This window comes from Paraglaciecola sp., from assembly GCF_039964565.1.
Classification (GTDB): domain Bacteria; phylum Pseudomonadota; class Gammaproteobacteria; order Enterobacterales; family Alteromonadaceae; genus Paraglaciecola.
Map to the genome: position 1 here is coordinate 71796 of NZ_JBDVXF010000044.1, position 25216 is coordinate 97011.

General features: G+C 39.7%; 25 protein-coding genes. 20 read left to right on the forward strand and 5 right to left on the reverse strand.

Annotated features, from left to right (window positions below; translation table 11 throughout):
* Positions 1-436 precede the first annotated feature (436 nt).
* The 14 genes from mnmG (at position 437) to msrA (ending at position 12944) form a co-directional block, all read left to right on the forward strand.
* Positions 437-2350, forward strand: a complete 1914-nt coding sequence (gene mnmG / locus ABJK37_RS20025) for a tRNA uridine-5-carboxymethylaminomethyl(34) synthesis enzyme MnmG (RefSeq protein ID WP_348357580.1) — start codon at positions 437-439, stop codon at positions 2348-2350.
* Entirely contained in the window at positions 2350-3006 is a 657-nt protein-coding gene (gene rsmG, locus ABJK37_RS20030) for a 16S rRNA (guanine(527)-N(7))-methyltransferase RsmG (protein ID WP_348357582.1), read from the forward strand. The genes mnmG and rsmG overlap by 1 nt, the downstream gene beginning before the upstream one ends.
* A gap of 77 nt (positions 3007-3083) precedes the next feature.
* The gene (locus tag ABJK37_RS20035) at positions 3084-3866 is read left to right on the forward strand and encodes a ParA family protein (protein WP_348357584.1); all 783 of its coding nucleotides are present in this window, start codon (positions 3084-3086) and stop codon (positions 3864-3866) included.
* A gap of 43 nt (positions 3867-3909) precedes the next feature.
* Positions 3910-4779: a ParB/RepB/Spo0J family partition protein gene (locus ABJK37_RS20040; RefSeq protein ID WP_348357586.1), complete on the forward strand. Its 870-nt coding sequence runs from the start codon at positions 3910-3912 to the stop codon at positions 4777-4779.
* Positions 4780-5033: 254 nt separating this feature from the next.
* Entirely contained in the window at positions 5034-5423 is a 390-nt protein-coding gene (locus ABJK37_RS20045) for an ATP synthase subunit I (RefSeq protein WP_348357588.1), read from the forward strand.
* 51 nt (positions 5424-5474) lie between these two features.
* Positions 5475-6278, forward strand: a complete 804-nt coding sequence (atpB, locus tag ABJK37_RS20050; protein WP_215929290.1) for a F0F1 ATP synthase subunit A — start codon at positions 5475-5477, stop codon at positions 6276-6278.
* 159 nt (positions 6279-6437) lie between these two features.
* Positions 6438-6677, forward strand: coding sequence for a F0F1 ATP synthase subunit C (gene atpE / locus ABJK37_RS20055; RefSeq protein ID WP_215929289.1), 240 nt, complete (start codon positions 6438-6440; stop codon positions 6675-6677).
* A gap of 46 nt (positions 6678-6723) precedes the next feature.
* Complete coding sequence (gene atpF / locus ABJK37_RS20060; RefSeq protein WP_348357590.1) at positions 6724-7194, forward strand: F0F1 ATP synthase subunit B; 471 nt, start codon at positions 6724-6726, stop codon at positions 7192-7194.
* Between the two features lie 13 nt (positions 7195-7207).
* Positions 7208-7741 carry a F0F1 ATP synthase subunit delta gene (gene atpH / locus ABJK37_RS20065; protein ID WP_348357592.1) on the forward strand — a complete coding sequence of 178 codons (534 nt, stop codon included), beginning with the start codon at positions 7208-7210 and terminating at the stop codon, positions 7739-7741.
* 13 nt (positions 7742-7754) lie between these two features.
* On the forward strand, positions 7755-9296 hold the full coding sequence (gene atpA / locus ABJK37_RS20070; RefSeq protein ID WP_215929286.1) for a F0F1 ATP synthase subunit alpha: 1542 nt from the start codon (positions 7755-7757) through the stop codon (positions 9294-9296).
* A 65-nt stretch (positions 9297-9361) separates the two neighbouring features.
* Complete coding sequence (gene atpG / locus ABJK37_RS20075) at positions 9362-10222, forward strand: F0F1 ATP synthase subunit gamma (protein ID WP_215929285.1); 861 nt, start codon at positions 9362-9364, stop codon at positions 10220-10222.
* Positions 10223-10253: 31 nt separating this feature from the next.
* A complete protein-coding gene (gene atpD / locus ABJK37_RS20080) occupies positions 10254-11639 on the forward strand; it encodes a F0F1 ATP synthase subunit beta (RefSeq protein WP_348357594.1) in 1386 nt (461 codons plus the stop codon).
* A gap of 75 nt (positions 11640-11714) precedes the next feature.
* Positions 11715-12128 carry a F0F1 ATP synthase subunit epsilon gene (locus ABJK37_RS20085; RefSeq protein WP_215929283.1) on the forward strand — a complete coding sequence of 138 codons (414 nt, stop codon included), beginning with the start codon at positions 11715-11717 and terminating at the stop codon, positions 12126-12128.
* 255 nt (positions 12129-12383) lie between these two features.
* On the forward strand, positions 12384-12944 hold the full coding sequence (msrA, locus tag ABJK37_RS20090) for a peptide-methionine (S)-S-oxide reductase MsrA (RefSeq protein WP_348358229.1): 561 nt from the start codon (positions 12384-12386) through the stop codon (positions 12942-12944).
* A 39-nt stretch (positions 12945-12983) separates the two neighbouring features.
* Here msrA and ABJK37_RS20095 read toward each other — a convergent pair whose 3' ends face one another.
* From ABJK37_RS20095 to ABJK37_RS20105, 3 genes are all read right to left on the reverse strand, one after another.
* Positions 12984-14306, reverse strand: coding sequence for a dienelactone hydrolase (locus tag ABJK37_RS20095; protein ID WP_348357596.1), 1323 nt, complete (start codon positions 14304-14306; stop codon positions 12984-12986).
* A gap of 178 nt (positions 14307-14484) precedes the next feature.
* Complete coding sequence (locus ABJK37_RS20100; protein ID WP_348357598.1) at positions 14485-17538, reverse strand: 7TM diverse intracellular signaling domain-containing protein; 3054 nt, start codon at positions 17536-17538, stop codon at positions 14485-14487.
* 175 nt (positions 17539-17713) lie between these two features.
* On the reverse strand, positions 17714-18316 hold the full coding sequence (locus ABJK37_RS20105; protein WP_348357599.1) for a tRNA-uridine aminocarboxypropyltransferase: 603 nt from the start codon (positions 18314-18316) through the stop codon (positions 17714-17716).
* Positions 18317-18505: 189 nt separating this feature from the next.
* Here ABJK37_RS20105 and ABJK37_RS20110 point away from each other — a divergent pair, with 189 nt between their 5' ends.
* The 3 genes from ABJK37_RS20110 (at position 18506) to ABJK37_RS20120 (ending at position 22122) form a co-directional block, all read left to right on the forward strand.
* A complete protein-coding gene (locus ABJK37_RS20110) occupies positions 18506-20497 on the forward strand; it encodes a hypothetical protein (RefSeq protein WP_348357601.1) in 1992 nt (663 codons plus the stop codon).
* Positions 20498-20506: 9 nt separating this feature from the next.
* Entirely contained in the window at positions 20507-20851 is a 345-nt protein-coding gene (locus ABJK37_RS20115) for an MGMT family protein (RefSeq protein ID WP_348357603.1), read from the forward strand.
* A 92-nt stretch (positions 20852-20943) separates the two neighbouring features.
* On the forward strand, positions 20944-22122 hold the full coding sequence (locus ABJK37_RS20120; RefSeq protein ID WP_348357604.1) for an HD-GYP domain-containing protein: 1179 nt from the start codon (positions 20944-20946) through the stop codon (positions 22120-22122).
* A 24-nt stretch (positions 22123-22146) separates the two neighbouring features.
* Here the strand turns inward: ABJK37_RS20120 and ABJK37_RS20125 are convergent, their stop codons facing one another.
* Both ABJK37_RS20125 and ABJK37_RS20130 read right to left on the reverse strand, forming a co-directional pair.
* A complete protein-coding gene (locus ABJK37_RS20125) occupies positions 22147-22329 on the reverse strand; it encodes a hypothetical protein (protein WP_215929276.1) in 183 nt (60 codons plus the stop codon).
* Between the two features lie 235 nt (positions 22330-22564).
* Positions 22565-23428, reverse strand: coding sequence for a YicC/YloC family endoribonuclease (locus ABJK37_RS20130; protein ID WP_348357606.1), 864 nt, complete (start codon positions 23426-23428; stop codon positions 22565-22567).
* A gap of 167 nt (positions 23429-23595) precedes the next feature.
* Here ABJK37_RS20130 and rph point away from each other — a divergent pair, with 167 nt between their 5' ends.
* Genes rph through tusA form a run of 3 tightly spaced genes read left to right on the forward strand, consistent with a single transcriptional unit; the run spans position 23596 to position 25213 of the window.
* Entirely contained in the window at positions 23596-24309 is a 714-nt protein-coding gene (rph, locus tag ABJK37_RS20135; protein ID WP_348357608.1) for a ribonuclease PH, read from the forward strand.
* A 9-nt stretch (positions 24310-24318) separates the two neighbouring features.
* Entirely contained in the window at positions 24319-24960 is a 642-nt protein-coding gene (pyrE, locus tag ABJK37_RS20140) for an orotate phosphoribosyltransferase (RefSeq protein WP_348357610.1), read from the forward strand.
* Positions 24950-25213: a sulfurtransferase TusA gene (gene tusA / locus ABJK37_RS20145; protein ID WP_348357612.1), complete on the forward strand. Its 264-nt coding sequence runs from the start codon at positions 24950-24952 to the stop codon at positions 25211-25213. The genes pyrE and tusA overlap by 11 nt, the downstream gene beginning before the upstream one ends.
* Positions 25214-25216: the final 3 nt, after the last annotated feature.

A 25216-nucleotide genomic window follows, 5' to 3' on the forward strand; every position in this document is an offset into this window, starting at 1 on the left:
TCTAACTGTGAAATTGCTAATTTTTGATCACAAGTTATACACAGTTAGATCAAAAGATATTATTCCATGTGGGTAAATATATGTATAACTACTGTAAAACTACTTTATACCCACTTAATATAATTCCAACAGTATATCCTTGTGGATAAAACACAGACTTGTGCCCACCTTATACCCGTTTGATCAATCCTTATTCACATGATCAATCAACCTCTAAATAATTGAAATAAAAAGAAAAAACATACTTATTAACAGAGATCGGCTTTACTAATAGTAGTAGTAATAAACAAAGATCTAAAAGATCATATAAATATTAAGGCGATCAAAAAACATTAATTGAATAGTTTTTAAACATTTTACTTACGCTCAGATCCATATAGAATATGCGGCCCATTTTCTTTGGGTAAAATTGATCAATACGTTTTAGAGGAAACCCATGTTTTATCAGCAACATTTTGACGTCATCATAGTAGGTGGTGGCCACGCAGGAACAGAAGCAGCTTTAGCGTCTGCTCGCATGGGTGTGAATACGCTTTTATTGACTCACAATATCGAAACCTTAGGCCAAATGTCTTGTAACCCCGCTATTGGCGGTATTGGTAAAGGTCATTTAGTGAAAGAAATTGACGCTTTAGGAGGTGCCATGGCTATGGCTACTGATAAAGCTGGAATTCAATTTAGAACGTTAAATTCAAGCAAAGGTCCAGCAGTTCGAGCTACTCGAGCACAAGCAGACAGATCCCTGTATCGAAATGAGATCCGTAAACTTATTGAAAACCAAAAAAATCTTACGTTATTTCAACAATCTTGTGATGATCTGATCGTTGAACATGATCGCGTGGTGGGCGTGGTGACACAAATGGGTCTGAAATTCCATGCTAAGAGCGTTGTTATCACTGTAGGCACGTTTTTAGGCGGCACTATACACATTGGTATGGAAAACTATAAAGGAGGCCGTGCTGGCGATCCTCCTTCGATCGCTTTAGCCGATAGACTGCGCGCATTACCTTTTAGAGTAGATCGTTTAAAAACCGGTACACCAGCGAGACTTGATGCACGTTCACTTAATTTTGATGTCATGCAAAAACAGCAAGGTGACACACCAGTACCGGTTTTTTCATTTATGGGACAAGCCAGCGATCACCCACAGCAGATCCCTTGTTATATCACTCACACCAATGAAAAAACCCATGAAATTATTCGTGGTGGATTAGATAGATCACCTATGTACACTGGTGTAATTGAAGGTATTGGCCCGAGATACTGTCCTTCAATTGAAGATAAAATCCATCGTTTTGCAGGTAAAAATTCTCATCAAATTTTTGTTGAGCCTGAAGGACTCAATAGTATAGAAGTTTATCCCAATGGAATATCTACAAGTCTACCTTTTGACGTTCAAATGAATTTTGTGCGTTCTATTGTTGGATTTGAAAATGCCCATATTGTGCGTCCAGGTTATGCGATCGAATATGATTTCTTTGATCCTAGGGATCTTAAACAAACCTTAGAAACTAAGTTTATCGACGGTTTGTTTTTCGCTGGACAAATTAATGGCACAACTGGTTATGAAGAAGCGGGTGCTCAAGGTTTAATCGCAGGAACCAATGCAGCCCTTCAAGTACAGCAAAAAGACGAATTTATTTTACGTCGTGATCAAGCATATATGGGTGTATTAATTGACGATCTAGCCACTATGGGTACTAAAGAGCCCTATAGAATGTTTACTAGCCGAGCGGAGTATCGACTATTACTACGCGAAGATAATGCCGATATCCGTTTAACCGAAAAAGGTTATGAAATTGGGCTGGTGGACGAAAAAAGATGGAAAGCATTCAACCAAAAACTCGAAGCTATTGAATTAGAAAGGCAACGACTCAAGTCAACTTGGGTTTATCCGAGTCACGAGTCTACCGAAGCGTTGAATGTTCTGTTGAAAAATCCAGTAACGAAAGAAAATAACTTGGAAGACCTTATCCGTCGTCCAGAAATGACGTACAAAACACTGATGCAAATTGATGCCTTTGGTCCAGAACTGGAAAATCAACAAGCTGCAGAACAAGTTGAAATACAAATTAAGTATGCGGGTTATATCGAGCGTCAAAAAGATGAAATCGCTAAAACATTGCGTAATGAAAATACCTTAATACCAATGGATTTTGATTTCAGTCAAATTTCAGGGTTGAGTAACGAGGTGGTTGCCAAATTAACTGATGCTCGACCAGAAACTATTGGTAAGGCTGGCAGAATATCTGGGATTACTCCAGCTGCTGTATCGTTATTATTAGTTTATTTGAAAAAACATGGATTGCTTGTAGGCACCAATAGCAATCAAACTAAAGTGCCAGCTTAATGTCTGAACAGCAGTCTTTACAAAATGACTTACTATTAGTCTTAAAAAATAGCCTGAAAAACTGTGATTTTGTGGTCACAGAGCAACAACAGCTGCAACTTATTCGTTATGTTCTGATGATGCACAAATGGAATAAAGCATATAATTTGACATCTGTGCGAGACCCTCAACAAATGGTGCTTAAACATATTGTTGATTCTATTGTGGTCGCTCCTTATTTAAATAAAACTCAATATATTGACGTAGGCACAGGGCCGGGACTGCCTGGAATTCCACTTGCTATTATGTGTCCAACTAAACAGTTTATTTTACTTGATAGCTTAGGTAAACGAGTACGCTTTATGAAGCAAGTGGCATACGAATTAAAAATAGACAATATTCAACCAGTACAATCAAGGGTTGAAGATTTTGTTCCCAAGGCAAAAATTGATGGAGTATTGAGCAGGGCTTTTGCTTCACTAAAAGATATGTTGCACTGGTGCCAACATCTGGTAGATTCTCACGGAGTTTTTCTTGCATTAAAAGGGCAGCTTTCAATAGATGAATTGCAACAGCTACCTTTGGAATTTAAACTGCAAGAAACTGTTAAGTTAGACGTGCCAGGACTTGAAGGTGAACGTCATATTGTCAAAATTACAAAAAAATCAGTTGGTTAGAAGTTATTTTCCTGACATTTAGAAAATTAAATGTTTTTCTACACTGGTCTTCTAAATAAATTAAGTGGACGATTATTTTGGGCAAAATCATTGCAATTGCTAATCAAAAAGGTGGTGTGGGTAAAACTACAACTGCTGTTAATGTAGCAGCGTCAATGGCGGCCACTAAGCGTAAAGTTTTGTTGATTGATCTCGATCCTCAAGGCAATGCGACTATGGGCAGTGGCGTTGACAAATACAACGTAGACAATACCTGTTATGAATTGTTGATAGAAGAAAAACCTATTGATGAAGTATTGATTAAAGAAACTTCTGGTAAATATGATTTGATAGCGGGCAATAGTGATATTACTGCTGCAGAAATAAAATTAATGGAAGTTTTTGCTCGAGAAATCCGCTTACGCAATGCATTGGCACCAGTGAAAAACTATTACGATTTTATTTTTATTGACTGCCCGCCTTCATTAAATCAGTTAACAGTAAATGCAATGGCCGCGGCTGATTCAGTATTAGTGCCGATGCAATGTGAATATTATGCCCTTGAGGGACTTACCGCGTTAATGGACACTATCAAAAAACTTGCCTCAGTCGTGAATCCACAATTAAAAATTGAAGGTGTGTTACGTACTATGTACGATCCTCGAAATAGGCTAGCTAACGACGTATCAGAACAGCTTAAACGGCATTTTGGTGATCAGGTGTATCGCACCGTAATTCCCCGAAATGTTAGACTGGCAGAGGCGCCTAGTTTTGGTACACCAGCCATGTATTATGATAAATCGTCTACAGGAGCTAAAGCTTATTTAGCATTGGCAGGTGAGATATTAAGACGCGCTAAAGTAAACCAATCACCTAAATAATTTGCGTAAATAGTAAAATTGAAAAGAAAAAACTGAGGATAACATGTCGGCTAAAAAAAGAGGTTTGGGTAGAGGACTAGATGCGTTATTGGCAACCAGCCAAACAGGGAAAAGCACTGGTTCACAAGTACCTGAGCAGGAGAGTGAATTACAGAAACTACCAGTAGAGTTTTTGCAGCCTGGCAAATATCAACCTAGAAATGATATGTCCTCTGAAGCCCTAGAAGATTTAGCCTCATCAATTCGCTCCCAAGGGATTATTCAACCTATAGTAGTTCGTCGATTATCTGATGATAAATACGAAATAATCGCTGGTGAAAGACGTTGGCGGGCTTCTCAAATAGCTCAGTTAGAAGAGATCCCTTGTCTAATTAAAGATGTCCCTGATGAATCTGCTGTAGCTATTGCTTTGATAGAGAATATTCAGCGTGAAGATCTAAATGCTATGGAAGAAGCCCAGGCCCTTGATCGCCTAATGGTTGAGTTTGAACTCACCCATCAAGAAGTCGCGTCTGCGGTAGGTAAATCGCGAACAACAGTGACGAATTTGCTACGTCTTAATAATCTAAATGACGATGTGAAATTATTGTTAGAACACGGTGATATTGAAATGGGGCATGCAAGGGCTTTGTTATCTCTCGAGGGAGAGGTACAAAATGAAGCTGCGCAAACTGTATCAGGAAAAGGTTTAACAGTGCGAGATACAGAAAACCTTGTGCGCCGACTCTTAGAGCCTAAAAAAGAAAAACCCGCGGCCAAAGAAGACCCTGATGTGCAACGATTACAAACCGAATTATCGGAAAATCTTGGTGCTCCAGTTAGCATTGCCCATAACGCTAAAGGAAAAGGAAAATTAGTGATAAATTTTTCCAGTCTGGATCAACTAGATGGGATCCTAGGACATATTAAATAGAATTAATAACAGTAAGAAATGTTAAGTATAACGACTTCCTATTTTGTGATTTTTGCATTCTGTGGTGAACTTAGGTGCAATGAGTCATATTTTAAGACTCATTGAATCTATTATCCCTATAAAAACAAAGGGTTTGTAGGAATGTCCATATTAGTGCTTTTATGCACCAAACTAGACTTTAGTATTGTAAATCAGCGCCATTAAAGTATACTTTTGGCGCTTTTTGTTAGGGTTTAAACATATCGAGGGTTCAATTGGCATCTAGCTTGGCCCAAGAAGGTCGACAGTTGGCTAAAAAAGTGCTTTTTTATCAAAGCATAATAGCCGTTGTTTTAACCTTAGTTTTTACTTTTTTTTCTGGTAAATATGCAGGTATATCAGCATTTTATGGTGGTTTAGCTAGCGTGTTACCAGCAATGGTATTTGCATTCTTAGCGTTTAAATATACCGGTGCTAGTCAAAACAAGCTAGTAGTGCGGAGTTTTAACAAAGGAAGCAAATTAAAATTTTTGTTTACGATAGTGTTGTTTGTATTGGTTTATAAGTGGCCTAATTTACAACCTTTTCCGCTGTTAGTCAGCTATGTCGTAACCTTAATGGCCCAATGGCCCATAATTATTTTTTGCAGTCGCGTTGAGTCATAAAAACAACGAGTCTGAATACAGCTTTTTAACTTTAAAATTGTGGATGATAAAATGGCAGATACTGGTGGCGAACAAACCATTAGCAGTTACATTCAGCACCACTTAACTAATGCTACAGTAGGTGAAGGTTTTTGGACCTTCCACATTGATACATTAGCTTGGTCTATAGTGTTGGGTTTTGTTTTTATATTAAGCTTTCGAGCGGTTGCGAAAAAAGCAACTACAGGTGTGCCAGGTAAATGGCAAGCTTGCGTCGAACTGATAGTCGAATTTGTAAATGATACGGTTAAAAGTACCTACCATGGGAAAAGCCCTTTAATTGCACCATTGGCACTGACCATCTTTGTATGGGTGTTATTGATGAACTTAATGGATCTTATCCCAGTTGATTTCTTGCCTTGGTTGGCAGGTCAAATAGGTTACTACGGTTTTGGTGTAGATCCACACGACGTATACATGAAAGTTGTTCCTACAACCGACGTAAATATGACCTTTGCTTTGTCTATTGGTGTATTTGTATTAATGATTTTTTATTCAATAAAAATCAAAGGCGTGGGCGGTTTTATGAAAGAACTCTATGCACACCCGTTTAATACACCTTGGTTGTACTGGTTCAACTTTATTCTTGAAGTCGTAGCATTGTTGGCTAAGCCACTTTCGCTGTCTTTACGTTTATTCGGTAACTTATACGCTGGTGAGCTTATCTTTATTCTGATCGCAGGTACCATAGGGTTATGGCAATTGCCTATTCACTTCTTATGGGCTGCTTTCCACTTATTGGTTATCCCATTGCAAGCTTTCATATTTATGATGCTAACTATTGTATATCTAAGTTTAGCGAGTGAAGAGCACTAGTTATTAGCTTTAATCGGCTAAAAAACCAAGGGTAGGATGCCCTAGTTATGTAACACATTTACAGTTATTGGTTATCCTCAATGGATAAACCAAAAACCTTAAATACAATTTTGAACAATTTTTTTTTTAATTTTAACTTAAACACAAAGGTGAAAATCTATGGAAATCTTAGGTAATCTATATATCGCAGTTGGTATTTTGATTGGTCTATGTGCATTGGGGCCAGCGATTGGCTTCGGTCTTTTAGGTGGTAAATTTCTTGAGTCGGCTGCACGCCAACCTGAGCTTGCACCCACCCTTCAAGTAAAAATGTTTATTGTAGCGGGTCTTATCGATGCAATCGCGATGATCGGTGTTGCGATCGCTCTTTATATGTTGTTCGTACTTGGTGCTCAATAGTAGTTATCCATTTCTTTCAACGAACTATTAAAGAGGAGTAGCGGTCTTGAACATCAATGCCACTCTACTTGGTGAATTAATAGCATTTATATTCTTTGTGTGGTTCTGCATGAAGTTTGTATGGCCGCCTATTATCGGTGCTATTGAAGAACGCCAACAAAAAATTGCTGATGGTTTAGCTGCGTCAGAACGAGGTGAAAAAGACCTTGAACTAGCTCAAGCTAAAGTCACAGATCAGCTGAAAGAAGCAAAAGCGCAAGCAGCAGACATAATCGAGCAAGCCAAAAAGCGTGGTTCAACTATTGTTGACGAAGAAACGCAACGTGGTCATTCCGAGCGTGAAAAAATCATCGCGCAGGGATACTCAGAGATCGAAGCAGAACGAAACCGCACTAAAGAAGAGTTACGCCAACAAGTGGCTGCTCTTGCTATTGCTGGTGCTGAAAAGATCCTTGCACGTGAAATTGATGCTGCGGCACAAAGTGACATAGTTGAAAAACTTGTCGCTGAACTTTAAGGGAGATTGAGCTATGTCTGAATGGACTACTATCGCTCGCCCTTACGCTCAAGCTGCGTTCGATTACGCGGTCGAAAATAAATCCGTCGCACATTGGCAAGAAATGCTGGTGTTTGCTGCTGAGGTAGCAAGCAATGATACCATTGAGGCTTTACTCACTGGTTCGCTAGCAGCAGAAAAACTTGCTGAAATATTTAATGGCGTGTGCGGCGAACAACTCGACCAAGAGGGTCAAAATCTAGTGATGATTTTGGCTGAAAATAGACGTTTACAAGCACTTCCAGATATATCTTTGTTGTTTAATCAGCTTAAGGCTGAATTTGAAAAAGAAATTGATGTTGATATTACATCAGCAGTCAAATTGAATAAAAAACAACAAACTAGTCTGAGCAAGTCTCTTGAAACACGTCTTGCACGAAAAGTTAAGCTAAATTGTAGCGTGGATCCTGACTTAATAGCTGGCGTACTAATCAAAGCCGGCGACACAGTTATTGACGGTTCACTTCGTAGTAAATTAAACCGTCTATCAGACGCGTTACAAGCATAACGGGGAAAAGAGCATGCAACTGAATTCCACTGAAATTGCAGAACTAATCAAACAACGTATTGAGAAGTTCGAAGTAGTAAGTGAAGCTCGTAATGAAGGGACTATTGTTGGTGTAACCGACGGTATTATCCGTATCCATGGCCTTGCTGATGTAATGCAAGGTGAAATGATCGAGCTTCCTGGTAGTCGTTACGCTATCGCATTGAACCTAGAGCGTGACTCTGTTGGTGCGGTTGTAATGGGACCTTACGCTGACTTACAAGAAGGCGTTAAAGTAAAATCTTCTGGCCGCATTTTAGAAGTACCGGTAGGTCGTAACCTACTTGGTCGTGTTGTTAACACACTAGGTGCACCTATCGATGGCAAAGGCGCTATCGATGCGGATGGTTTTGAACCAGTCGAAAAAATCGCACCGGGCGTTATCGAACGTCAATCGGTAGACCAACCTATTCAAACTGGTTATAAATCAGTGGATGCCATGATCCCAGTAGGTCGTGGTCAACGTGAATTGGTAATCGGTGACCGTCAAACCGGTAAAACAGCGCTAGCAATTGATGCCATCATTAATCAAAAAGATTCTGGTGTTAAATGTGTATACGTGGCTGTAGGGCAAAAAGCCTCTACTATCGCTAACGTGGTACGCAAACTAGAAGAGCATGGCGCGATGGGTCACACTATTGTTGTTGCTGCTTCTGCTTCAGAATCTGCTGCATTACAATATTTGGCTCCTTACTCTGGCTGTACCATGGGTGAGTATTTCCGTGACCGCGGTGAAGATGCTTTGATCGTATATGATGACTTGTCTAAACAAGCTGTTGCCTATCGTCAAATTTCACTATTGTTACGTCGTCCGCCAGGTCGTGAAGCGTATCCTGGAGATGTTTTCTATCTTCACTCACGTCTTCTAGAACGTGCTGCTCGCGTAAATGATAAATATGTTGAAAAGTACACCAATGGAGAAGTAACGGGTAAAACAGGTTCATTAACTGCGTTACCTATTATCGAAACTCAAGCTGGTGACGTATCTGCTTTCGTACCTACCAACGTAATTTCAATTACAGATGGTCAAATATTCCTTGAGACAGATTTGTTTAACGCAGGTATTCGTCCAGCGGTAAACGCTGGTATTTCGGTATCTCGTGTTGGTGGTGCAGCTCAAACTAAAATCATCAAGAAACTAGGTGGCGGTATTCGTCTAGCCCTAGCTCAGTATCGTGAATTAGCAGCGTTTTCGCAGTTTGCTTCTGACCTTGATGATGCGACTCGTGCTCAATTAGAGCATGGTGAACGCGTTATGGAATTGATGAAACAAAACCAGTATGCACCGCTTTCGGTTGCAGATATGGGTGTTTCATTGTTTGCTGTAGAAAAGGGCCACTTGGAAGGTGTTGAACTAGATAAAATTCTAGATTTCGAAGCTTCTTTACACTCTTACATGAACAGTGAATATAGCGAGCTAATGAGCTCTATCAACGCAACAGGTAATTTTGACAAAGAAATTGAAGCCACACTAAATGAAGCTTTAGATAAATTTAAAGCGACACAAACGTGGTAATCAATTTGACCACCGAGCGTTACACGCAAGGTGGTCAGTATGTTGAATAATCGGAGATAGAGTTTATGGCTAGCGGTAAAGAGATAAAAGGTAAGATCGGCAGTATTAAAAATACGCAGAAGATCACCAGCGCTATGGAAATGGTTGCAGCGTCTAAAATGAAAAAGGCGCAAGACCGTATGGCTTCTAGCCGTCCATATGCTGAGAGTATTCGAAACGTGATCGGTCACCTGGCAAACGCTAACCTTGAATATCGCCATCCTTATTTGGAAGAACGCGAAGTAAAACGCGTTGGTTATATTGTGATTTCTACCGACCGTGGATTATGTGGTGGTTTAAACACCAACGAATTCAAATTGGTCGCCAAAGAAGCACAACAATGGCAAGAAAAAGGTGTCGAAACGGATTTTGCAGCGTTAGGTGCTAAGTCTGTAGCATTCTTTAACCGTTTTGGTGGCAATGTACTCGCTGCTGAATCTGGTTTAGGTGATGCGCCTACCGTCAATGAAATCATTGGCTTAGTGCGTATCATGTTGGATGCATTTAACGAGGGTAAAATAGACCGTTTGTATCTGGTATTTAATAAATTTGTAAATACCATGGCGCAAGAGCCGCAGATCGATCAATTGTTGCCTTTGCCTAAATCTGAAGAAAAAGAATTACAACACCGTTGGGACTACATATACGAACCAGATCCAAAACCTATCCTAGATATGTTGTTGGTGCGTTTTATTGAGTCTCAAGTATATCAAGGCGTAGTTGAAAATGGCGCCTCTGAGCAAGCAGCACGTATGGTAGCCATGAAAGCGGCAACCGATAATGCGGGTGACATCATTGATGACTTGCAATTGATATATAACAAAGCACGTCAAGCAGCGATTACGCAAGAAATCAGTGAGATAGTAGCTGGTGCAGCGGCGGTGTAGGCAATGGTTTTAGAATTTAAGAGGAATTAACATGAGTCAAGGTAAGGTCGTCCAAATCATTGGCGCCGTAGTGGATATTGAATTTCCACAAGATTCGGTTCCAAAAATATATGACGCATTGCGAGTTACCGAAGGTGATTTGCAAGGTTTGACCCTTGAAGTACAACAGCAATTAGGTGGCGGAGTAGTACGCTCTATCGCTATGGGTACCACTGACGGTTTACGTCGTGGCCTAGCTGTTGAAAACACGGGTGCAGCAATCCAAGTTCCAGTCGGTACAGCTACACTAGGCCGTATCATGGATGTATTGGGTAACCCAATCGATGAAGCAGGTCCTATTGGTGAAGAAGAGCGTATGTCTATTCACCGCGAAGCGCCTAGCTACGAAGATCAATCAAGTTCAGTTGAACTACTAGAAACCGGCATCAAAGTTATCGACTTAGTTTGTCCGTTTGCTAAAGGTGGTAAAGTTGGATTGTTCGGTGGTGCCGGTGTTGGTAAAACCGTAAACATGATGGAATTAATTCGTAACATCGCGATCGAGCACAGCGGCTACTCAGTATTCGCAGGTGTTGGTGAGCGTACTCGTGAGGGTAACGATTTCTATCACGAAATGAACGAATCTAACGTACTAGATAAAGTATCACTAGTTTACGGTCAGATGAACGAGCCACCAGGAAACCGTTTACGAGTTGCCTTGACTGGTTTGACAATGGCAGAAAAATTCCGTGACGAAGGTCGTGACGTATTATTCTTCGTTGATAATATCTATCGTTACACACTTGCTGGTACTGAAGTATCGGCACTTCTTGGTCGTATGCCATCAGCGGTTGGTTATCAGCCTACACTTGCTGAAGAAATGGGTGTACTACAAGAGCGTATCGCTTCAACTAAGACAGGCTCAATCACTTCAATCCAAGCGGTATACGTACCTGCGGATGATTTGACCGATCCATCACCTGCAACAACCTTTGCTCACTTAGATGCAACAGTTGTATTGTCACGTGATATCGCGTCTTTGGGTATTTACCCAGCGGTTGATCCACTTGATTCTACTTCACGTCAACTTGACCCACTTGTAATTGGTCAAGAGCACTACGAAACAGCTCGTGGTGTGCAATCAGTATTGCAACGTTATAAAGAATTGAAAGACATCATCGCTATTTTGGGTATGGACGAACTTTCTGAAGAAGATAAGTTATCAGTATCTCGTGCTCGTAAAATACAGCGTTTCTTGTCACAGCCTTTCTTCGTAGCAGAAGTATTTACCGGTTCACCTGGTAAGTATGTATCTTTGAAAGACACCATTAGCGGCTTTAAAGGTATCTTGGAAGGTGAGTTTGATCACCTACCTGAGCAAGCTTTCTACATGGTTGGTTCTATCGAAGAAGCAAGCGAGAAAGCCAAAAACATGTAATTTTCGACTCATTTAGTTCCGTTTATTATTCGGAACTAAATGGAATCGAAAAACTGTTTTTAATTGGAGATTTTTATGGCTATGACCGTACATCTAGACGTAGTAAGCGCCGAAACTAGCATCTTTTCTGGTTTGGTCGAAACTATTCAGATAACAGGTAGTGAAGGTGAACTAGGTATCGTACCTGGTCACGCGCCTTTATTAACTACTTTGTTACCTGGCATGGTACATCTAGTTAAACAATTTGGTGAAGCAGAAGATATCTACATCAATGGTGGCGTACTAGAAATACAACCTGGTACTGTGACTGTATTGGCTGATACCGCTATTCGTGCAGAAGATCTAGACGAACAAGCTGCCTTAGACGCGAAAAAACGCGCTGAAGAGCATATCGCTAATCCAAGTGCCGATTTTGATTATGCCGAAGCCGCAGTAGAGTTAGCTGAAGCGATTGCCCAGTTAAGATTAATTCAAAAACTGCGTAAGTAATTGAAATAAAAATATTAACATGTTTCATGTGAAACCTTTTAAAAACCCAGGTATTGCCTGGGTTTTTTGTTTTTCAGCATAAATAAATTTGCTTAACACTAAATAATCGGAAAATAGTCGGAAATTCTAAATATGTGGTTTAGCTCAGAGAGCCAAATTTGAAAGTTTGTTGAAAAACTTTGGTCTTATCTTCAAGTAAACGTGTATTAAATTTGTTGGATAATTGAGGAAACCTAAGTGAAACCTAGATATTTACTGCTATTTATATCGCTACTTTGTTTGTATTTACCCCAGGCTTCAGCCGATAAGGCTATTTTCGCCGGAGGGTGTTTCTGGTGTATGGAGTCTGATTTTGAAAAACTTGAAGGGGTGACCAATGTCGTTTCTGGATTTACCGGAGGTAAATTAAAAAATCCTACCTATAACGGTAATCATACTGGGCATTATGAAGCGGTTGAAGTCACTTACGATCCTACCAAAGTGACTTATCAGGGTTTGCTAGAACATTTCTGGGTGAATATAGATCCATTCGATAACAGAGGGCAATTCTGTGATAAGGGTTTTAGTTACTTAAGTGCTATCTTTGTCGCAAATGACGAACAAAAGCAAAAAGCACAATTATCCAAGCAAAAAGTGACAGCCCAATTTCCAAACCAAAAGGTAGTGACGCCTATTCTAGACCAAAGTACTTTTTACCCCATCAAAGGCGACGAAAGTTACCACCAGGACTACTACAAAAACAATCCCGTTAGATACAAGTTATACCGCTGGAACTGCGGCCGTGATCAAAGGCTAAAAGAAATTTGGGAAAATTAAGAAAGCCACTGATTACAGTTATAATGCAGTAATCTTTAGCTATTCACCTTTACTTAATTTTTCAAACCTTAGACCTTTAGCTGTTCCTTTTTTAAAGCCTTTCCAGTGATTGTGATCGGTTTTAGCTTGACCTTTTTCATCCATGCTCCAAAGCCCTTGATTTGAATTAGGAGTTAGATCGAAGTAAGGCTCCATATTGGTATTGCCTTTTAAATATTTTTCTAGCCAGGCAGTAACAAAGTGTTGGGATATGTTATTCATGCGTACTGTATCCCAAACGGCATCTGTGTAGTGATCGCTGATGTAAAAACCGAGAGCTTCGTCATAGACAAAAGATTCCTCTGGAGCTGGCATAGGCGCTCCTGCGCCATGATTAGCATTATCAAAGGTCAATAATGCTCTATCAACATTAGTAGTGGCCTGCCAGATACTACGGATCCCGTTTTTGTAGCCTGATACATCATCAACTGAACCTGCAACAAATAACATGGGTACTTTCACCCCTTTTAGCGTTGTTGGGTTCCATACACCATAATTCATTCCCCAAGGTGCAAAAGCAATAACCGTTCTGAGTCTTGGATCAGGGTATTTTACTACTTTGCCGAGGTTTTGATGAATTGATAAAGCGCTATTTGGTAAACCCCAAGGGTACTCTACTGCCTGTTGAGTCACTCCCCCACCTGCGGAAATTACCGCACCATAGCCACCCATGGAATATCCAATCAATGCAGTATTTTCGGTGTTAACTAATTCAAACAAAAATGAATCGTTGTCTTTCGCCATGAGTTCAATTTGGTCAAGGGTAAATAATTGATCGAGTGGTCGATTAACCAAAGTGGATCCAAATGCAGCTTGAGTTCGGTAAGTAGAATCGGTGTGGTCGATTGAAACAACTACAAAACCTTTAGAGGCAATATTTTCAGCCAGATGAGACATCAAAAACCGATTGCCTGGATAACCATGTGAAATTATAACAAGGGGTAAGTGCCGGGACGTATTACTAGGATTCGCATCTCGTATTGCTTTGCCTTGCAAAGTGACTTTCGTCTTACCGTCTCGTAAGTACACTTCTAAAGAAGTGTTTCCTTTGCTACCTTTCTCTGCTGGGTACCACACTTCCAGAACTAAAGGGCGATCATAATGCGGTACCTTGTCCGGTGTAGCAGGATCGAAGCTTGCGATATCAACTTGCTTCGAGTGAGTTATCTGAAGTGTTCTCACTCCTATCGGGTAATGACCATACGCAGCTAACTCTGGCGCATCGGGTCGCTGAGTATCAATTCGGTTTGCTGCAACAGCGCTGAAACTTAGTCCGCAAAACAACACCAACAAAAAAGCTTTCTTTATTTCACTATAAAACATATAAAAATACTTAAATTCAAATAAAAATGTTAGGTCATACGATATGATGTTTGCTAAAAATTTACTAGATGAAATAGCTCGCCTGTGTAAATTGAAAATGAATGCAAAATTGACTGATCTATTGTTAAAGGATGGTATTGCGGCCTAGTCTAATACTAATAAATGAACAGGTTATCTACTAAATTTCCTTCATTAAATTCCCCTGCGTCGCCGCTCTCAGCTCTGTTAAATGTGCAGCAATAATCTCTAGCTGGGTAGAATATTGCTGAGGTTCCACTTGACCTTGTTTGAGCAAATTTTCCAATGTCTTAAATGCTACTTCTGAACGAACCAATGCACATTCGTAGCAGTTAGGAAAAAACTTACTGAAATGTTCTAAGGCATCGTCGATTTCATTATTTTCAAGCGCAGCACGTAAATCTTCAAGCGTTTGTTGTGAGTGCTCGATTAATTCAAAAATGGCCAATAGAAACTTCTCAGCACTATTGTGATGTTTAATTATGCCTGTAGCGATATCTACCCCTGGCAAGTCAATACATTGCTCTGTTAAGGCAATGACTTTAGGTAATTCATAGGTCACAGCAATTTCGTCATCTTGCAGGGCACAATGTTCAATATCAGCAAACTTTTGACCAATAATATCAAACCCAAAAGAGCCAGCAGAGCCTCTAATTCTATGAGCTATTTCGCTGATGATAGTCAAATCACCTTGATCTAACGCTTTTTGTAGATTTGCTATTTGCTCACGCAAATCCAGTTGATAATCTTTTATCAGCTTCAACATATCACCTTGATGGAGAGGGCTATCTATATCACCTTGTTTATTCAAGTAAAGTGACAGTTTACTAATAAAGTTATCACGTGAAATGGGCTTGGCTAAATGATCAGAAAATCCCAGACGCATATAATGATCGACTTCATGTTTCATATTATTCGCCGTTAGCGCTATCACAGGAGTGTAATTACCAGCGGCTCTAATTTGTTTAAGTGCGTCAGTGCCATCCATTTGTGGCATATGGATATCTAGCAAAATCAAGTCAAATGTTTGGTAAAAAATGGTTTCCAGCACTTGCTTACCATCTTCTACTTCAGTGACAGTGATATTCATACGTTTTAATAATATGGCTATCAATTCGCGATTATTAGGATGATCATCAGCAAGTAATACTTTATTACCTACAAAGTTTGGCAAAGGAGTCGATAGTACCGATTTTGTAGTGGTTGACTGCCATATTTCAGCCACATTATTGATCCAAGGTGAGTCTTGAACCACATCTAAGTTAAAATCCAATATAAACGTTGAGCCCTTTCGAGGTGCACTTATTACGTTAATATCGCCACCTAAACCTTTAGCTAAACGACGCGCAATGCTTAGGCCTAAACCTGTACCTCCAAAACGCCTGTTAGTAGAGCTGTCAGCTTGAGTGAAAGGTTGGAATAGCTGTTCTTGCTGCTGAGCAGAAATGCCTTCGCCAGAGTCTTTTACTTGGATTTGCAAGCGATTGTTGAGTATACGTACAGATAATCCAATATAACCCTGCTCAGTAAACTTAATTGCATTATTGGTAAGGTTAAATAAAATCTGCTTTAAACGCGTAGGGTCGGTATTAATTTGTGCTGGCAACGGAAACTCGTATTCCAAATGAAACGCCAAACCTTTGTCTCTGACTCGTTTACCCGCAATTGACTCAATTTGAGCCAACACTGAAAATAAAGGCGTCGCAATTGATTCAAAATCTAGTTTGTTGGCTTCTATTTTGCTGATATCCAAAATATCGTTAATGACACTTAATAAATGGTTGCCGTTTTCTGCAATGATTTTTGTTACACGAGCTTGTTCAGATTTGTCTATATCACCGTGCAAAATACCGTCTGCATAACCAATAATAGAAGTCAGTGGAGTACGGATCTCATGACTCATAGTTGCCAAAAATCGACCTTTTGCATTACTGGCTTCGATCAATTCAGCATTACTTTGCTCAAGTTGGATATTTGCGTGACGTAATTCAGCAGTACGTTTTTCAACGGTTTTTTCAAGGGTAGCAGTGAGCTCTTTGTTGTGAATGGACAATAAACGAACTTGGGCCGCTAAAGCAAAAGCTAACAATAAGCTGTCTAGACTCACTCCAACTAAAGATAACAAATAAATATTGGCATTAAATCCGGGCAAAACTCCCAAACTGACCAAATTACCTATTATATTGGGTAATGCTACCGATAATAATGCAAACACAAAATATTTGGCCGGAGAATATCCCTTAATCCAGCAGTGAATACCAGCATAAACTCCTGTAATAAGAATCACTGAACTAATTATAAAAGCCAAATATAGGCCGATACCTGGGCTGTAAAACGCAATAGGCAATGCTATCAGGCTAGCAGTAGCGGTTAACTTTAAAACCTTGCATATTTTTGGCGAAAACTCTTCGAGTCGTAAAAATCGAATGTTGAAAAAAATGGAGAAAAAGCCACCAACTAAAAATGTTGGTATTAACCAATATTCTGCATGGTTTATGCCTACAAATTCTGGAACGCCAAAACCAATGGCCCAACCTAACGCGTAGCATGAAGTGGCAACAGCATAATAAATATACTTTGGGTCACGGGTCGTTATAAATATAAATAAGTTATATATACCTAACGCAAAACATATTCCTAGGCAGAGCAATAAAATAACACTTTCTATTTGGAATAACCGCTCAGCATCGGCCTGAGGTTTGACTAATATTCTAATTGGGGACGAGAAAAAGTCACTTTCAAATAACAACAATAATGTCTTTCGTTGACCTGGTAATATTTCTATCGAACTTCCGTAGTGGAAGTCTTGTTGGTTGTCTAACCCATGCCCTGTGTCAAAAGACATGGCTGGTTGCATGTCGCTATAATAGCGAATTTCGATATGCTGGACGAGAGATCCGTTAGGATAAATAAACCATTCTGTTTGCTGCGTGTCATTATAAATTTCAAAAGACACGGCGTATTTATCACCTAATAGGTTAGTGCCATGTTGTATCGGTAAAGTACCTAACCACTCGGCTAACTGAGGCAATTCATTGGGAGCAGGGTTAGTATTGTTATTAAGAGAAAAATAGCTGACTTGGTTACTAATATTACTATTACTAATCTTACTTAAATCAAAACTAACAATTTTCTTAGCCGCTGTTCCATTTGCAGTTGCAGTCAAACATAAACAAAAGAATACAAAGCAAACTAGTAACTTAATCTGTTTCAAACAAATACCATTTTTTAAAATACGGGACACTAAAATGTGTAATCTACGGTTATCACAACTTGTGATGTATTACGCGTAAGTATTTCAACATGCCACATAGATTAATTAAGTCAAACTTTAGATGGAATATTCATTCATTTGTTGGTTTTAATTAGGAACTTAAACTCTAATCCACCTAATTCTTTTGATTGATGAAACATCGAATTTGCATTTGTTTAAATAACATATACAAAGGTGAACAATCCAATCCATAAATAAATTCCAGCACATAGCTGACAGACTCTAAAGTAGATAAGCTATTTTTTTGTGAGGTGTGCCTGATTTGATACTGATTATTCGGGGGATTTGCAAAATGCCAACTATTCAGTGAGTGTAACCAAGGGTTAAGATGCCACATTTTTAGTGCTTTACGCCAAGACGCGTCAATTAGTATTAATGTATGTCCGAGTTCAAGAGGTTTAGTTTGGGTTTCGAATGTTTCAATTGCCATGCTTTTGGCGTGGGGATAACACAACTGATAGTGCTGTTGAGAGCGCAGCACCGACTTGGAGAATTCTTTAAAATCAGCAGCTGATTCCCCTTGTAAAATCTTTACATTATTTAAACCTAAGGCCAATAGTCTGACAGTGTTTTTAGCATGCTTAGCCTCTGTAGGATGTTGAAGAATAACAATATTCATTGGAGAGTCGATAGGTTTTACCCATGAACATAGACAGGTAACTTGCGGATAACCACAATCAGTACATATCGATCTCTTAGTGCATTTCAAATCAGCCATTTTATTTTGATTTCTCTAAAACTTATCTTGGTGTTTGTGATTAGGCTTGTTAAATTTACTTGGTAAGCTCATATCGGCTCTTTGTGGACTGATTGTAAATCAATAATATAAAGCAAAATGGATTTATTATGTTCTACAACAACAGCGCTATCAGATTAGTTAGCAGTATAACTATCTTAGGTTTTTCTCATGTCATTTAATAACAAAGTTGACTATATACCAAATCAGTCCTTTTCTAATGCCACTTTAGGTTCATCAGACACTCAACATAAAAATTTCCAAAAGCACAAATGGCAAGTTTTAATTGGCACATTCTTATTGATTGTGATTATTGCCAATGCAGTTATTTGGAGCCAAGCGCCTGTTTATCAAAGCCAAGCTATCTTGCATTTTTCATATACTTCACAAACCGAAACAGCGCTTTCTGAATTAGCCCATAGGCAAATTACCTTGCATCAACAAAGGTTAAAAAGTAACAGTGTTTTGAGTTTGGTTTCTGACGAGCTTGAACGAACTCAAATGTTAGCTATTAATCAACAGACTCTTTTTGAAGCATTGTCAGCAGAAGCCAGTTTAACAGGCCGAATTATTACCCTAAAGGCTAGTGGCACCGACCCACAAATTCTTAAACCTATGTTGGATGCGTGGGTCAATGCGTATCTGAAATTAGTTGAGTCCGAAACTCAAGAGAACAACGCTGATGATTTATTGGTTGCAGACGAGCGTTTACAAATATTACAAGTAAAAATAGCTGAACAACAACAGAGGCTTCAATATTTTGCGAATGAAAATAGCATTACATCGCTAGAACGAGATGAAAACAGAGTATTAAGTAGGACTAAAAACTTAGGCGCAAACCTTGATAAAGCCTTGGCTGACGAGGCACAAGCGCAAGCTTTATTAAACAGTTTGCTTGAAGCCACTGGCAATGGGCAAACTATTGTTAAGCCAGCAGACAAAGCCAAAATAGACGCTACAAGAAAAACTCTGCGAGAAATTAGTACAAACTTATCAGAGTTGTCAGAAAAGTATACTCAAGCCTATTTAGAGCGAGATCCCGCTATTGTGGCTAAACAGAAAAAAGCTCAGCAATTGCAAACTTTGTTAGAGCAACAAATCAAAATCAGTCAATCGGAATACTTATCGGATGTAGAGCGCGATTTAAGCGCTGCTAAAGGCAAAGTGCAGCAGATGAGCACACAGCTTGCCGAACAAAATAAATTAGCTCAAGAGTTTAACCAAAATCTAGAACAATATAAACGCATTGACGATGAACTAAAAGCACTACAAAACCAAGCGCAACAGTTAAAAAGTCAGCAAGTTGCGCAAGAGGTATCCAAACCTTTTGATGCTAAAATATCATTACTTGAAGAGGCGTTTTATCCTGACTATGCCATAGGGCCAAACTATACAACGAATAGCTTAATCAGTTTGATAGTGGCGACAATTGTAGCGATTTTAGCGTTACTTTTATTTAGCTTTATTTTTAAACAAAAAACTCCGAGTGCTTCTAATCACTTTATGGTGATTCCAGGTCAGGCAGGGCCAGCTGACTACGCAAGCTTAGGTTATGGACAACAAGGGCAGATTGTTGCCCCCGACCCGCAAATTGCACAACAACCCGCTAAGTTAGCACCTAGTCCACAGGTATTGCGATTATTGAGCATTGATGAGTGCCAGCGTCTTTACTCTGTTGCTAATAGCCAAGGTAAAGCCTTGGTAGGTTTGATTTTAAGTGGTGTAAATATTGAAGAACTATTGGTACTTCAAAAATCTAACTTCGAGCAAGATTTTTCAAAGTTACAAATAAATAACCAGTTTTCACGAACCATTAACTTACAAAAAGAATTGTCCGAAGCCTTACAAGCATTGTGTAAAAACCTCTTAGATAAGCAAACTATTTGGTCAAATATAAAAAGTTTAGAAGAATTAACACAATTGTTAGTAAATATAGGGCACGATGCACAAATCGCTTTTCCACAGCAGTTATCTCTGAATGTGCTTCGACATACTTATTTGACTTATTTGGCGAGTTTAGGGGCAAGACTCAATGATATTGAGCAGCTTGCTGGATATACCTCACCAAGTGACTTAGCGCTTTATCGTAATGTTAACCAACAAGGTCAATTATTTGATTTAGAACAGCTACAAACACACTACCCTTTTGTAGCAACAAGTTAAATAGTGGTTATGTCTAGACACCCTCACTACAGCAAAATTTGGCGGACCGTGCAGCTTATTCCTGCAGGGAAAGTGGCAAGTTACGGTCAAATTGCTGACTTAGCAGGGTTACCGGGGCGTGCACGGTTAGTGGGTAAGTCGTTAGGATACGTGCCCAAGGATTTAAATGTGCCTTGGTATAGAGTGCTGCGCTCTAATGGGCAAATCGCTTTCCCTAAAGGGTCTGAGCAATCACAAAAACAAACAGGATTATTACAGCAAGAAGATGTTGCCGTTTTTAATAATCGCGTCAAACTACGACTTTTTCAATGGCATCCAAACCTAGAAGAAATGCTTTGGAAATTAGAGTATTAGCATTATTCAGATGATCGTTATTGTTGCTCTTAATAAGTAAATCGGATACTTTATAAACTATATTTTGACTTTATTTATTCGAGATTTTATCAGTGTTAAAAACCTTTGATATAGACGAGCTAGAAGAAGGGATGTTCGTCGACTCTATAGCAAAGCAACAGGGTACCTTTAAGATTACCAGTAGAGGTAGGGTCAATTCTAAAGAGGCGATCAATCAGCTCAAAAAGAAAGGGATTTTGTCTGTTGTTGTGGATATGAGCAAACAACTACAGCCTGATGTTGTTGAACCCGAAACACCTGAACAAGAGCCTGAAATTCCCGTCGAAATCTCTTTTGAAGAAGAACTTGAAGTAGCCACCAAACTTCATTCCAAAGGCAAACAGATACAAAAGACAATGTTAGAAAGTATCGGTAAAAAATTACCGATAGACATTGCGATACCTGAAGCGTTCACCAACAATCTTGTCTCCTCTATTGATCGCAATCCCAATGCTTTGATGTGCATGACAAAAATTCGCGAGAAAGATACATACTTGTTAGAGCATTCGCTGAATGTAGCTATTTTACTCGCCAATTTTGGCTCTCATGTAGGTTTAGCTGAAGAACAAGTGCAAGAGTTAGCGCTGTCTGGCTTTTTACATGATATTGGTAAAATTAAAATCCCTGACCATATTTTACACAAGCCTGGGCGACTAAATGATCAAGAAATGACCATTATGAAAGACCATGTGTATTACGGTACAAAAGTACTGATTGAAATGGGGATCCCTGATTCAATTGTTGAAACTATTGGGCAGCACCATGAGAGGCTTGATGGTTACGGGTATCCTGATGGGTTGCGCGGCGATGAAATTACCCAGTTTGGTCGTATGATTGCCATTGTAGACACCTACGATGCCATCACCGCAGACCGTTGTTATAAAGTTGGGATGTCGTCTAAAAAAGCGTTACAAATTTTGATACACGATTCACCAGAAAAATACGATGGTGAGTTAGTAAAACAATTTGTTCAATGTATAGGTATTTTTCCAGTGGGTAGTTTGGTTAAACTCAACAACGAAAAAATTGCCATGGTATTAAAGCAACATCCCGTTCACGGCACCAAACCCGTTGTGAAGGTATTCTATTCAATACGAGGCAACCACTATGTGGAACCTAAAGAGCTAAATTTAGCCACCGCTAGTAACGGCGTTAAAATTGTTGATGCTGTCATCGCAAGCGATTTCAAGCTTGATTTCAACAAGTATTTTAATGAATCAATAGCTGTCTAAAAGCTCTTTCTAGCGTTAAAGCGTCTAAGTGACTTTGGCTTCTTTTAAGATTACGATGATCTGATCGGTAGTTACATCAGAGGGGCATACCCCCTTATTAACCAATTCTTCATGAATACATTCGGGGTCATTAGACGAAAAACGAGCGCTGTTTTTCTGGACATAACGCGTTAATTTTTGCTGCAATTTTCGAGTTAAACAAGACATCTGTACATCTTAACCAGTTAAAGTGAATCAAAATTACGAGAAAGCCATAGAGATAAGACATTCACATAAATCATCTTAATTTTCATACTCTAAAATATAATCAAAAACCAAGCCAACATAATTTTAACAATATAATTCAATAAGATAGATTATTTAGCATTTTGACTATGATAGATTCTGTAAAAAAAGCTGACAGTCAATGTTATTACAAAATTGATTCACCTTACGGCTTGTTCTATTCAATATTCGCTATCTGCTCTCTCATTTGCTCAATTAGCACTTTTAACTCAACCGCTGATTGGGTGATGTCGGTGTTGATTGATTTTGAGCCTAGGGTGTTGGACTCGCGGTTAAATTCTTGCATCATAAAATCGAGTCTGCGGCCTACTGCCCCACCCTTTTTTAGAATTTTGTGGGTTTCGCCAATGTGAGATACTAGGCGATCTAGTTCCTCGGCTACGTCTACTTTTTGTGCCAGCATCACCATTTCTTGTTCTACGCGGGTTGCATCGAGTTCAATTTTGGCTTCTTCGAAGCGGGCTTGAATTTTTTCTCGTTGCCATTTGATTACGTCTGGCATGTGTGCAGTAACTTTTTCGACTTCTGCGTCAATTCCGTCTAAACGTTGTTCAATCATCGCTTTGAGATTGTTGCCTTCGGTTGCTCGGGCGGCGATAAAGTCTTTTAGTGTAAGGTCAAACTCAGCCAATATATCTGCTTGAATTCCGTCCATGTCAGCTTCTTCGGCCGAAATAACGCCAGGCCAGCGTAATACGTCTAAGGGATTAACGCCGGCTGATTGACCGTGTGATTGCACCCAATCGGCGGCATGCATGACTTGTTTGGCGAGATCTTCGTTTAGGTTAAGTTTACCTACTGCTGCATCGTTGGCGACAAAACGTAATGAACATTCTACTTTGCCCCGTTGTAGCTGTTTGCGAAAACGTTCTCGCAACACGGGCTCCATACTTTTAAATTGCTCAGGAAGGCGAAAATAGGTTTCTAGAAATCGTTGGTTAACGGAACGTACTTCCCACACAGCTGTGCCCCAATTGGCTTTAAGTTCACGGCGGGCAAAAGCAGTCATACTGTAAATCATTGAGTTCTTCCTATGTCTTGGTTGTGGGTATTATACCCCTGTTGTGCCTTGGGGCGAGTGGCTAAAGTGATTATTTGTTTTAGAAGGGCTTAAAACTCAAGAAAATTTACTTGGAAGCCTTTATAATTCCGCCCATTAATTAGTATGTGAATATTTAGGAGAGCAACATGCGTCCAAGTGGAAGAACTGCCAATCAAATTCGCCCCGTTACTATTACCCGTAATTTTACCTGTCATGCTGAAGGGTCTGTTTTGATCGAGTTTGGCAATACTAAGGTGTTATGCAACGCCTCGGTCACCGAAGGTGTGCCGCGTTTTATGAAAGGTCAGGGTAAAGGCTGGGTCACCGCAGAATATAGCATGTTGCCACGGGCAACTCATACTCGTTCTGATCGCGAAGCCGCTCGCGGTAAACAAGGTGGACGTACTTTAGAGATTCAGCGTCTAATTGCTCGTTCGTTACGAGCTGCAGTGGATTTAAAATTGCTGGGTGAAAATACTATAGTAGTTGATTGTGATGTGATTCAGGCTGACGGTGGTACACGTACCGCGTCTATTACAGGGGCTTGTGTTGCATTGGCTGACGCATTAACTTGGATGCGTGCTAAAGGTATTTTAAAAGCTAATCCAATCAAACACATGATTGCTGCTTTATCTGTTGGAGTGTACAAAGGCGTCGCTATTGCTGATCTAGAATATCTTGAAGATTCTGATGCCGAGACCGATATGAATGTTGTCATGACCGACACCGGTAAATTCATTGAAGTACAAGGTACAGCAGAAGGTGAACCTTTTGAGATGGACGAGCTAAACGAAATGTTGGAATTAGCTAAAAATGGCATTCGTGAGTTGTTCGATGAGCAAAAATTGGCTTTGAACTAGGGCAATATCATGCAAGATTACCAACGCGATTTTATCGAATTTGCACTCGCTCGTAATGTCTTAAAATTTGGTCAGTTTACGCTTAAATCTGGTCGAGTGAGCCCGTACTTTTTTAATGCGGGTTTATTCAATACCGGTGGTGATTTAGCCAAGCTTGGGCAGTTTTACGCACAAACTTTGCAGGTTTCAGGTATCGAATACGATGTGTTATTTGGTCCTGCCTATAAAGGCATTCCTATAGCCACCACTACAGCTGTAGCATTAGCTGATAAACATAATGTTGATAAGCCCTATTGTTTTAACCGCAAAGAAGCCAAAACCCATGGTGAAGGTGGCAATCTGGTAGGTAGTCCTTTAGCTGGTAAGATCATGCTGGTGGACGACGTGATTACCGCAGGTACGGCTATTCGTGAATCAATGCAATTAATTGCTGCCAATAATGCGCTACTTGCAGGGGTGTTGATTGCCTTAGATAGGCAAGAAAAAGGTCAAGGTGAACTATCAGCTATTCAAGAAGTGGAACGTGACTTTGGTACTCAAGTGGTTTCGATTGTGAGTTTGAGCGATTTAGTTGAATACTTAAGTGATAAAGCTGATATGGCTGAGCACTTAACTAATATTAAACAATATCAAAGCGACTATGGGATCTAAGGTGAGTGTGCCTGTTTCTTTCGAGTCCGCGGACTATCAATTGGACGCAATTGGATTGCGTTGCCCTGAGCCTGTTATGATGGTGCGATTAAAAATTCGCGAGATGCAAGTGGGTGAAACTGTAACTGTAACAGCCGATGATCATTCGACTACTCGGGATGTTCCTAGCTTTTGCCGTTTTATGGAGCATGAGTTACTGGGATCTCAAAGTAATACTTCTCCTTACCAATACCTGATCAAAAAAGGTCGCTAAAAT

Excerpts from the sequence above, each read along its gene's own strand:
- mnmG (WP_348357580.1), top strand. The coding sequence starts at position 437 with ATGTTTTATCAGCAACATTTTGACGTCATCATAGTAGGTGGTGGCCAC.
- rsmG (WP_348357582.1), top strand. The coding sequence starts at position 2,350 with ATGTCTGAACAGCAGTCTTTACAAAATGACTTACTATTAGTCTTAAAA.
- ABJK37_RS20040 (WP_348357586.1), top strand. The coding sequence starts at position 3,910 with ATGTCGGCTAAAAAAAGAGGTTTGGGTAGAGGACTAGATGCGTTATTG.
- atpB (WP_215929290.1), top strand. The coding sequence starts at position 5,475 with ATGGCAGATACTGGTGGCGAACAAACCATTAGCAGTTACATTCAGCAC.
- atpE (WP_215929289.1), top strand. The coding sequence starts at position 6,438 with ATGGAAATCTTAGGTAATCTATATATCGCAGTTGGTATTTTGATTGGT.
- atpH (WP_348357592.1), top strand. The coding sequence starts at position 7,208 with ATGTCTGAATGGACTACTATCGCTCGCCCTTACGCTCAAGCTGCGTTC.
- atpA (WP_215929286.1), top strand. The coding sequence starts at position 7,755 with ATGCAACTGAATTCCACTGAAATTGCAGAACTAATCAAACAACGTATT.
- atpG (WP_215929285.1), top strand. The coding sequence starts at position 9,362 with ATGGCTAGCGGTAAAGAGATAAAAGGTAAGATCGGCAGTATTAAAAAT.
- atpD (WP_348357594.1), top strand. The coding sequence starts at position 10,254 with ATGAGTCAAGGTAAGGTCGTCCAAATCATTGGCGCCGTAGTGGATATT.
- ABJK37_RS20085 (WP_215929283.1), top strand. The coding sequence starts at position 11,715 with ATGGCTATGACCGTACATCTAGACGTAGTAAGCGCCGAAACTAGCATC.
- ABJK37_RS20095 (WP_348357596.1), bottom strand. The coding sequence starts at position 14,306 with ATGTTTTATAGTGAAATAAAGAAAGCTTTTTTGTTGGTGTTGTTTTGC.
- ABJK37_RS20105 (WP_348357599.1), bottom strand. The coding sequence starts at position 18,316 with ATGGCTGATTTGAAATGCACTAAGAGATCGATATGTACTGATTGTGGT.
- ABJK37_RS20110 (WP_348357601.1), top strand. The coding sequence starts at position 18,506 with ATGTCATTTAATAACAAAGTTGACTATATACCAAATCAGTCCTTTTCT.
- ABJK37_RS20115 (WP_348357603.1), top strand. The coding sequence starts at position 20,507 with ATGTCTAGACACCCTCACTACAGCAAAATTTGGCGGACCGTGCAGCTT.
- ABJK37_RS20125 (WP_215929276.1), bottom strand. The coding sequence starts at position 22,329 with ATGTCTTGTTTAACTCGAAAATTGCAGCAAAAATTAACGCGTTATGTC.
- ABJK37_RS20130 (WP_348357606.1), bottom strand. The coding sequence starts at position 23,428 with ATGATTTACAGTATGACTGCTTTTGCCCGCCGTGAACTTAAAGCCAAT.
- rph (WP_348357608.1), top strand. The coding sequence starts at position 23,596 with ATGCGTCCAAGTGGAAGAACTGCCAATCAAATTCGCCCCGTTACTATT.
- pyrE (WP_348357610.1), top strand. The coding sequence starts at position 24,319 with ATGCAAGATTACCAACGCGATTTTATCGAATTTGCACTCGCTCGTAAT.
- tusA (WP_348357612.1), top strand. The coding sequence starts at position 24,950 with ATGGGATCTAAGGTGAGTGTGCCTGTTTCTTTCGAGTCCGCGGACTAT.